Here is a 10,905-nt window from a genome sequence, read left to right as displayed (position 1 = left end):
CATGACCGATGAGGACAAGCTCCTCGGCTACCTGAAGAAGGTCACGGCCGACCTGCACCAGACGCGCCAGCGCCTGGCCGCGGCCGAGGCACAGCACAGCGAGCCCATAGCGATCGTCGCGATGGGCTGCCGCTTCCCCGGCGGCGTCGGCGACCCCGACGACCTGTGGCGCCTGCTCGACCAGGGCACCGACGCCATGACGGAGTGGCCGCGCGACCGCGGCTGGGACACCGACGCGCTCTACGACCCGACGCCCGGAACCCCAGGGCGCAGCTACACCCGTACGGGCGGATTCATCGACCGTGTCGGCGACTTCGACGCCGGGTTCTTCGGCATCTCGCCCCGCGAGGCCGTCGGCACCGACCCGCAGCAGCGCATCCTCCTGGAGATCTGCTGGGAGGCCCTGGAGCGGGCGGGCATCGACCCGCTCGCCCTGCGCGGCAGCCGCACCGGCGTGTTCTCGGGCACCAACCTCCAGGACTACACGACGCTGCTCAGCCACTCCGACAACGCGGGCGACGACGGCGTCGGCAACTCGCCCAGCGTCCTGTCCGGTCGGATCTCGTACACCCTGGGCCTGGAGGGCCCGGCCGTCTCCGTCGACACCGCCTGCTCGTCCTCCCTGGTCACCCTGCACCTGGCGGCACAGGCGCTCCGGGCGGGGGAGTGCGACCTCGCCCTGGCCGGCGGCGTCACCGTCATGTCGACGCCCACGATCTTCCTGGAGTTCAGCCGCCAGCGCGGCCTGTCGGCGGACGGCCGCTGCCGCGCCTTCGCGGACGCCGCCGACGGCACCGCCTGGGGCGAGGGCGCGGGCGTCCTCGTCGTCGAGCGGCTCTCGGACGCCCGCCGCAACCACCACCCCGTGCTCGCCGTCCTGCGCGGATCCGCCGTCAACCAGGACGGTGCGTCCAACGGCCTGACCGCGCCCAATGGTCCCTCGCAGGAACGCGTCATCTGGCAGGCGCTGAAGTCGGCGCGCCTCGTGCCCGCCGACGTCGACGCCGTCGAGGCGCACGGCACCGGCACCACTCTCGGCGACCCCATCGAGGCCCAGGCCCTGCTCGCCACCTACGGCCAGGACCGGCCCGCCGACCGGCCGCTGCTGCTCGGCTCCGTGAAGTCGAACATCGGGCACACCCAGGCCGCCGCAGGTGTCGCGGGCATCATCAAGACGGTGCTCGCGCTGCGCGCCGGACGCCTCCCCGCCACCCTCCACGTCGACCGGCCGAGCGGGCACGTCGACTGGAGCGCCGGACGCGTCGAACTCCTCACCGAGAACAGGGCCTGGCCCGACACCGGCGACCGGCCCCGCCGCGCGGGTGTCTCCTCCTTCGGCGTCAGCGGCACCAACGCCCACGTCATCCTCGAACAGGCGCCGCCCACCGATCCGGAGGACGCCGCCGCACCTGCCGACGCCGCCCCCCGCCCCCGCGCCTTCACCGTCTCAGGGCGCACCGCCGCCGCCCTGCGCGACCAGGCCGCCCGCCTCGCGGCCCACGTGCGCGCCGCCCCGGACGACGCGCTGCGCCCCGCCGACCTCGCCTGGTCCCTCGCCGCCACCCGCCCGGCGCTCGAACACCGCGCTGCCGTCGTCGCCCCCGACCTCGACGTGCTCCTGCGCGGCCTGACCGCCCTGGCCGACGGCGCCCCCGACCCGGCCGTGGTCCGCGGCGTCGCCGACACCGAGGGCGACCCGGTCTTCCTCTTCCCCGGCCAGGGCCCGCAGTGGGAGGGCATGGCCGTCGAACTGCACGCGGCCGACGCCCGGTTCCGTACCTTCTTCGACGAAGCCGCAGCGGCCGTCGAGGCGTTCACCGACTACCGCGTCCTCGACGTGCTGCGCGGCGCCCCCGGCGCCCCGCCCCTCGACCGCCTCGACGTCGTCCAGCCGACCTTGTTCGTCGTCTGCGTCGCCCTCGCCCGTCTGTGGATGGCGTGCGGGGTGCGCCCGGCCGCCGTAGCCGGACAGAGCCAGGGCGAGATCGCCGCCGCGCACATCGCGGGCGTCCTCACCCTGGAGGACGCCGCCCGCGTCGTCGTCACCCGCTCCCGCGAACTGACCGCCATCACCGGGCGCGGCGGCATGGTCGCCGTCCCGCTGCCCCTCGCCGAGGTCGAGCAGCTCCTCGCACCCTACGAGGGCCGGATCTCCGTCGGCTCCGTCACAGGACCGCGCTCCGTCACCGTCTCCGGCGACGCCGAACCGCTCGCCGAACTCCTCGCCCGCCTCACCGACGACGGCATCCGCGCCCGCCGCGTCCCCGTCGACTACGCCTCCCACTGCGGCCAGGTCGAAGAGGTCAAGGACGCCCTGCTCGCCGGGTTCGCGCCCGTGCGCCCGCGCCCCGCAGAGATCCCCTTCCACTCCACCGTCACCGGCGCCCGCGTCGAGGACACCACCACCCTCGACGGCGCCTACTGGTACGAGAACATCCGCCGCACCGTCCGCTTCGAGACCACCGTGCGCGGCCTCGCCGACGCGGGCCACCGCGTCTTCGTCGAGGCGGGCCCGCACCCCGTCGTCACCACCGCCGTCGGCGACATCCTGGAGGACCTCGGCATCACCGACGGCGCGGTCCTCGGCTCCCTGCGCCGCTCCGAGGGCGGACCCGAGCGGTTCCTCGCCTCCGTGGCCGCCCTCGCGGTGCGCGGCGGACCGGTCGACTGGGCCGCCGTCCACGACGAGCCCGCCCACCGCGTCGACCTGCCCGTCTACGCCTTCCAACGCCGCCGCTACTGGCCGGGGTTCAGCGCCGGTGCCGCCACCGAGTCCGCCGCGGACACCGCCGACGCACCTTTCTGGGAGGCCGTCGACTCCGGCGACCTCACCACCCTCGCCGCCGCCCTCGACCTCGACGAGGCGACCGTCGCGACCCTGGCCCCGGCGCTCGCCGGCTACCGGCGCCGCAGCAGCGACCGCGCCACCGCCGACCGCTGGCGCTACCGCATCGCCTGGGCGCCGGTCCAGGTCGCCGACGCGCCCTCGCTCAGCGGCCGTTGGGCGCTCCTCGTGCCGCGCGGCCACGAGGACGGCCCCGAAGCCACCGCCGTACGGGACGCGCTGACGCGCGCGGGCGCCGAGTGCCTGCCCGTCGTCGTCGACCACCCCGCCGACCGCGCGGTCCTCGCCGACGCCCTGGCCGGACCGGTCGCCGGGGCCCGGGGCGTGCTCTCCCTGCTCGCCCTCGACGACACACCGCAACCCGAACACCCGCAGCTGCCCGGCGGGTTCGCCGCCTCGGTCGCCCTCGTCCAGGCGATGGACGACCTCAACGCCCGCCTCCCGGTCTGGTTCCTGACTAGCGGCGCCGTCGCCACCGGCCCCGACACCGCGCCCGCCCGCCCCGCCCAGGCCCTGGTGTGGGGCTTCGGACGCGTCGTCGCCCTGGAACAGGCCGACTGCTGGGGCGGCCTCGTCGACCTGCCCGAGCGGTGCGACGCCCGCGCCGCCGACCGGGTCGTCGCCGTCCTCGCCGGAACCGACCACGAGGACCAGGTCGCCGTCCGCGCCACCGGCGTCCTCGGCCGCCGCCTGGAGCGCGCCGCCATCGGCGGACGGCCCGCCCGCCGCGCCTGGAACCCGCGGGGCACCGTCCTCGTCACCGGCGGGACCGGCGCCCTCGGCCGCCACGTCGCCCGCTGGCTCGCCCGTACGGGCGCCGCGCACCTCCTCCTCGTCAGCCGCTCGGGCCCCGCCGCCGAGGGCGCCGACGAGCTGCTCGCCGAGCTGACGGCCACCGGTGCCACGGCCGACCTCGTCGCCTGCGACATCGCCGACCCGGCGGACCTCGCCGCCCTCCTTGCCTCCATCCCGGAGGAGCGGCCCCTGACCGCCGTCTTCCACACCGCCGCCGTCCTCGACGACGGTGTCATCGGCTCCCTCACCCCGGAGCGCCTCGCCGAGGTCCTGCGGGTCAAGGTCGGCGGCGCCCTGAACCTCGACGCCGCCACCGCAGGGCTCGACCTGTCCGCCTTCGTCCTGTTCTCCTCCTCGTCGGGCGTCTTCGGCAGCCCCGGACACGGCAACTACGCGCCGGGCAACGCCTACCTCGACGCCCTCGCCGAGGACCGCCGCTCGCGCGGTCTGCCCGCCACGGCGGTCGCCTGGAGCGGCTGGGCCGACGGCGGCATGGCCTCCGGCACCGTCGGCGAACGCCTCCAGCGCCACGGCGTCCGCCTCATGGACCCCGCCGTCGCCTGCACCGCCCTCCAGGACGCCCTGGAGCAGGACGACACGACGCTCGTCGTCACCGACATCGACTGGGAAGTCTTCGGCGCCGAACTCGACAAGGGACGCCCGCGCCGCCTCTACACCGGCCTGCCCGACCTCGAACGGCTCCGCGCCCAGCGCCCGGCCGCCGCCCCGAGCGGATCCGCCGACGAAGGCGACGACGTACTCGCGGCCATCACGGCACTCGGCGAGGCCGACCGGCGCCAGGCCCTGCTCGAACTGGTCCGCGCGCACATCGCCTACGTCCTCAATCACCCGAGCCCCGACGACGTCGAACCCGCGCGCGCCTTCCGCGAACTGGGCTTCGACTCCCTCACCGCCGTCGAACTGCGCAACACCCTCGGCGAGGCGACCGGCATGCGCCTGCCCGCCACCCTCGTCTACGACTACCCGACCCCCGCCGCGCTCGCCGAGCACCTCAGCGAACGCCTCGCCCCGGCCGCCGACCGCGCCGTGTCCGGCGGTCTTGAAACCCCGGCACGTCCGCAGACCGGCGAGGACCCCGTCGTCATCGTCGGCATGGCCTGCCGCTTCCCCGGCGACGCCGACACCCCGGAGCGGTTCTGGCGGCTCCTCAGCGACGGCACCGACGCCCTCGGCCCCTTCCCCGAGGACCGCGACTGGGACGTGGCCGCCCTGTACGACCCCGAGCCCGGCAGGGCGGGCCGCACCTCCACCCGCACCGGCGGCTTCCTCGACGGCTTCGCCGACTTCGACCCCGGCGTCTTCACCATCTCGCCCCGCGAGGCCCTCGCGATGGACCCGCAGCAGCGGCTGCTCCTCGAGATGGCGTGGGAGTCGTTCGAGCGGGCGGGCATCGACCCGCGCAGCCTGCGCGGCAGCCGCACCGGGGTGTTCGCCGGCACGAACTACCAGGACTACACGGCCCGTCCGATCGCCCCGGGCGACGACGTCGGCGCCCACCTCGGCACCGGCAACTCGGCCAGCGTCCTGTCGGGCCGCATGTCCTACACGTTCGGCCTCGAAGGCCCCGCGGTCACCGTCGACACCGCCTGCTCGTCGTCCCTGGTAGCCCTCCACCTGGCGGCGCAGGCCCTGCGCGCGGGGGAGTGCGATCTGGCGCTCGCGGGCGGTGTGACGGTGATGTCGACCCCCGGCCTCTTCGTCGACTTCAGCCGTCAGCAGGGTCTCGCGGCGGACGGCCGCTGCAAGGCGTTCGCGGACGGGGCCGACGGCACGGGCTTCTCGGAAGGCGGCGGTCTGCTGCTCGTCGAGCGGCTGTCCGACGCCCGCCGCAACGGGCACCCGGTGCTCGCGGTCGTCGCCGGTTCGGCGGTCAACCAGGACGGTGCGTCCAACGGATTGAGCGCGCCGAACGGTCCCTCGCAGCAGCGTGTCATCCGCGCCGCTCTGGACTCGGCCGGGCTGTCCGCGCGCGACGTGGACGCGGTGGAGGCGCACGGTACGGGCACCAAGCTCGGTGACCCGATCGAGGCGCAGGCCCTCCTTGCGACGTACGGCCAGGACCGTGACGGGGACCGGCCGTTGTGGCTGGGTTCGGTGAAGTCGAACGTCGGTCACACGCAGGCGGGTGCCGGTGTGGCGGGTGTGATGAAGATGGTGCTCGCGATGCGGCACGGTGTGCTGCCCGCGACGCTCCACGTGGATGCTCCGTCCTCGCACGTGGACTGGGAGCAGGGCGCGGTGGCGCTCCTGACCGAGGCCCGCGCGTGGCCCGAGACGGGGGAGCGTCCGCGCCGTGCGGGCGTGTCGTCCTTCGGTATCAGCGGAACCAACGCCCACATCGTCCTGGAAGCCCCGCCCGAGGAGCCGCGGAACGAGGAGGAGCCGGCCGCGTGGACGGGGCCGGTGCCCTGGGTCCTCTCCGGCCGCAGCCAGGACGCCCTGCGCGACCAGGCCGCCCGACTGCTCGACCACGTCGCCGCACATCCCGAGGTCCGGCCCGCCGACACCGCGCTGGCACTTGCGACCACCCGGACGGCGTTCCCGCACCGGGCGGTCCTTGTCGGCGCCGACCACGACGCGCTCACCACCCGGCTGCGCGCCCTGGCGGACGGGACCATGCCGCCCGCCACGGCCCGCTCCGGCGGCAAGACCGCGTTCCTGTTCACCGGGCAGGGTGCCCAGCGCCTCGGCATGGGCCGCGAACTGCGCGCCGCCTACCCGGTGTTCGCCGAGGCCTTCGACGCCGTGTGCGAGCGCGTCCCCGGCCTCGACGAGGCCGTCCGCGGTGACGACGCCGAGCTGCTCCAGCGCACCGAGTACGCCCAGCCCGCCCTGTTCGCCTTCGAGGTCGCCCTCTTCCGCCTGCTCGCATCCTGGGGCGTGCGGCCCGACCTCGTAGCAGGGCACTCCATCGGTGAGATCGCGGCCGCCCACGTGGCGGGCGTCTTCGACCTGGACGACGCCTGCGCTCTCGTCGCCGCCCGCGGACGCCTCATGCAGGCGCTCCCGTCCGGCGGGGCGATGGCCTCGGTCCGGGCCGCCGCGGACGAGGTCACGCCGCTCCTGGCCGGCCGCGAGCACGAAGTCGGCATCGCCGCCCTCAACGGGCCCGAGGCGACCGTGATCTCCGGCACCGAGGCGGCCGTCGCCGCGATCCGCGACCACTTCACGGCGGCCGGACGGCGGGCCACACGGCTCCGCGTCAGCCACGCCTTCCACTCACCCCTGATGGACCCGGTCCTCGACGACTTCCGTGCCGTCGCCGCCCGCGTCTCGTACACCGAACCGGCCCTGACCGTGATCTCCGGCCTGACCGGTGAGAGCGCCACGCCCGGACTGCTCACCGACCCCGAGTACTGGGTGCGGCACGTCCGCGAACCGGTCCGCTTCCACGACTGCGTCACGCGCCTGCACGGCCTCGGCGCACGCCGCTTCTTGGAGGTCGGACCCGACGGCCCGCTCACCACGCTCGCCGAGTCCGCGCTGACCGAGCAGGACGCGCCGAGCACGGACGAGTCCGTGTTCGTGGCGGCCGTCCTGCGCGACAAGCCCGAGACGGAGCGCCTGCTCACCGCCGTCGGCACGCTGTTCACCCACGGCGTCGCACCCGACTGGGCGGCCCTCCTGCCCGGCGCCCGCGTCGTGCCGCTGCCCACCTACGCCTTCCAGCGGCAGCGGTACTGGCTGCCGACCGCCGCCTCGGCCGGCGACCCCGAGGCCGCCGGGCTGCGCACCGCGGAACACCCCTTCCTCGGCGCCGAGATCACCCGGGCGGACTCCGACGACCTCCTGTTCACCGGGCGGCTCTCCCTGCGCAGCCACCCCTGGCTCGCCGACCACACCGTCCTCGGCCAGGTCATCCTGCCCGCCACCGGCTACCTCGACCTCGCCGTGCACATCGGCGACCGCACCGGCTGCGGACACCTGGGAGAACTCACCCTGCTCAGCCCGCTCGTGGTGCCCGCCGAGGGCGCCGTACGGCTCCAGGTCACCGTCGACGGCGCCGACGACACCGGCCGCCGCGCCTTCACCGTCTGGTCCCGGAACGCCGGGGACGACGCGTTCCGGTCCGCCGGGGACGACGGCGACTGGCAGCGGCACGCGCAGGGCGTCCTCGCCCCGCGGGCACAGGCCGCCCCGGCCGACGACCTGACGGCCTGGCCCCCGCCCGGCGCACAGGAGATCTCCGCCGCCGACCCCTACGAGGCCTTCGCCGCCGCCGGGTTCGCCTACGGCCCGAGCTTCCAGGGCCTCGGCACCGTGTGGGAGCGCGGCGACGCGGTGTACGCCGAGGTCGCGCTGCCCGAGCCGTACCGGCAGGACGCCGCACACCATGCCCTGCACCCGGCGCTGCTCGACGCGGCCGTGCAGACGCTGCTCGTCCGCCGCCCCGGAGTACGGGACGAGGACGGGGCGGCGCCCATGCTGCCGTTCGCCTGGACCGGACTCACCCTGCACGCCACCGGCGCGACCGCGCTGCGTGTACGCCTCACCCCGGCGGACCACGAGCACGGCTACCGGGTCCTTGTCACCGACACCACCGGACAGCCCGTCGCCACCGCCGACTCGATCACCCTGCGGGCCGTGTCCGCCGCCCCCGCCCCGGACACCGGCAGGCCCGAACTGCTGCGCCTGGACTGGCAGGAGCTCCGTCCGGTCCCCGAGGCCCCGCGTCCCGGCACGGTGCGCTGGATCCTCCTCGGCGAGGGCGACGACCGCGTGGCCGCCGCACTCGACGCGGCCGGGGTCCACCTGGAGACCTACGCCGACCTGGAGGCCCTCGGCAAGGCCGTCGACACCGGCATGACCATGCCCGATGTGGTCCTTGCCGCGCCCGAGGCGCAGGGCCAGGCCCTGCCCGAGACGGTCCGCGGCCATCTGGCCCGCGCCCACGAGCTGATGTGCGGCTGGCTCGCCGACGAGCGGTTCGCCGACGCCCGCCTGGTGTTCGTCACCCGCTCCGCGATCACCGCGGACCGCGTCGGCCAACCGGATGTGCCGGGTGCCGCCCTGTGGGGCCTGGTCCGCACCGGCCAGGCCGAGCACCCCGGCCGCTTCCAGCTGGTGGACCTGGCCGGCGACGTCGAGGACGGCGACGATCCCGCCCTGCTCGCCGCCGTCGCGGGCGGACGCCCGCAGACGGCCGTCCGGGGCGGCCGCGTCCTACACCCCGACATCGCACCGGCCGCGACCGGCGACGCGCCCGCCCTCGCCGACGGCACCGTGCTCGTCACCGGCGCGACCGGCACCCTCGGCCGCACCGTCGCCCGCCACCTCGTCACCCGGCACGGCGTACGCTCCCTGCTCCTCGCGGGGCGGCGCGGGCCCGCCGCCGACGGAGCGGACGCCCTCGTCGCCGAGCTGTCCGAACTCGGGGCCAGGGTCCGCCTGGAAGCGTGTGACCTCGCCGAACGCGCCGAAGTGGAGCGCCTGTTGGGTCACGTGCCCGCCGATTCGCCGCTGACCGGCGTCGTCCACGCGGCCGGTGTCACCGACGACGCCGTCCTCACCGCCCTCGACGGCGAACGCTTCGACACCGTGCTCCGGCCGAAGGCGGACGGAGCCTGGCACCTGCACGAACTGACCGCCGCCCACCCGCTCGCCGCGTTCGTCCTCTTCTCCTCCGCCGCGGGCACCTTCGGCGCCCCCGGCCAGGGCAACTACGCCGCGGCCAACAGTTTCCTCGACGGACTCGCCGCCCTGCGACACTCCACCGGGCTGCCCGCCGCCTCCGTCGCCTGGGGCCTGTGGGGCGACGCCAGCGGCATCACCGGCCGCCTCTCCGACACCGACCGCGGCCGCCTGGCCCGCGGCGGCCTGCGGCCCCTCGCCGCCGAGGACGCCCTCGCCCTCCTGGACGACGCCCTGGCCACCACCGACCCCTCGGTGATCGCCGTCGCCACCGCCTCAGGACGGTCCGGCGTACGGGCGCTGGTCCGGCCCGCCGCTCCGGCGGCTGTCCGCAGGGTCGCGTCCGACGCCCCGGCGGCGACTCCGGGCAACCTCCTCGCCGGACGCACCCCCGAAGAGGGCCGCGCCCTGCTCACCGGCCTGGTGCGCGAGCTGGCCGCCACCGTCCTGGGACACGCGGGCCCGGACGCGGTGGAGCCCGACCGGCTCTTCACCGAGCAGGGCTTCGACTCCCTGACCGTGGTCGAACTGCGCAACCACCTCGCCACCGCCACCGGCCTGAAACTCGCCCCGACCCTGCTGTTCGACCACGCGACCCCCGAGGCGCTCGCCGCCCACCTGCACGGCAGGCTCGGCGAACAGAGCGGACAGGGTGCGCCGGACACCGGCCAGGACCGTACGGGGGCGGCCTCCGTCGCCGTACGCGCGGAGGACACCATCGGCGGACTGTTCAAGCAGGCCTGCCTGGACGACCGGGTCGACGACGGCTTCACCCTGCTGCAGGCCGCCGCCGAACTGCGGCCGACGTTCACCTCGCCGGACGAACTCGCCTCCGTCCCCGGGGCGATCCGCCTCTCGGCCGGTGACACCGCCGCCCCGCTGGTCTGCTTCAGCTCCTACGTCGCCCTCGCCGGCGTCCACCAGTACGCCCGGTTCGCCTCCGCCTTCCGCGGCCGGCGCGACGTCTGGGCGCTGCCCACCCAGGGCTTCGGCACCGGGGAGGCGCTGCCCGCCACCTTCGACGCCGTCGCCGACCTGCACGCCGAGGCGGTGCGACGTACCGTCGGCGACACCCCGCCCGTCCTGCTCGGCTCGTCCTCCGGCGGCGTCCTCGCCCTGTCGACGGCCCGGCGGATGCAGGAGCGGGGCGCCGCACCCGCCGCCGTCGTCCTGCTCGACACCTACATGCCGCGCGCGGACTCCCCGTTCCTGCGGTTCTCCCAGCAGATGCTGGGCGGCATGTTCGACCGCGAGTCGATGTTCGCGCACATGGACTCCGACCGGCTCACCGCGATGAGCTGGTACGTGTCGATGATCGGCGAATGGGAGCCGGGCCCCCTCGACTGCCCGGTCCTCCTGGTCCGCTCCACCGAGCCCCCGGTGCCCGCCGCCCCCGGCGAGGAACTGCGCCCCGAGGAATGGCAGACGGCGTGGGAGCGGGCGCACACCGTGCTCGACGTCCCCGGCAACCACTTCACGATGATGGAGGACCACGCCCGCTCCACGGCCGAGACCACCGACACCTGGCTGACCGGCCTCGGCGCCTGACCGACCGAACGAACGCCGAAGGGCCCGCACCCTGCGCAGGGTGCGGGCCCTTCGGCGTACGCGCT

Annotated in this window: 1 pseudogene; it reads left to right on the top strand. The window is 75.6% G+C overall.

Going from position 1 to position 10,905, the window contains the following annotated elements:
• Positions 1-4: 4 nt before the first annotated feature.
• Positions 5-10,840, top strand: a pseudogene (locus C1N81_RS07565) (type I polyketide synthase); the annotation flags it as partial.
• Positions 10,841-10,905 lie beyond the last annotated feature (65 nt).

It is taken from the genome of Streptomyces sp. SGAir0957 (assembly GCF_043523415.1).
This window is presented reverse-complemented; position numbering and strand designations above follow the sequence as displayed.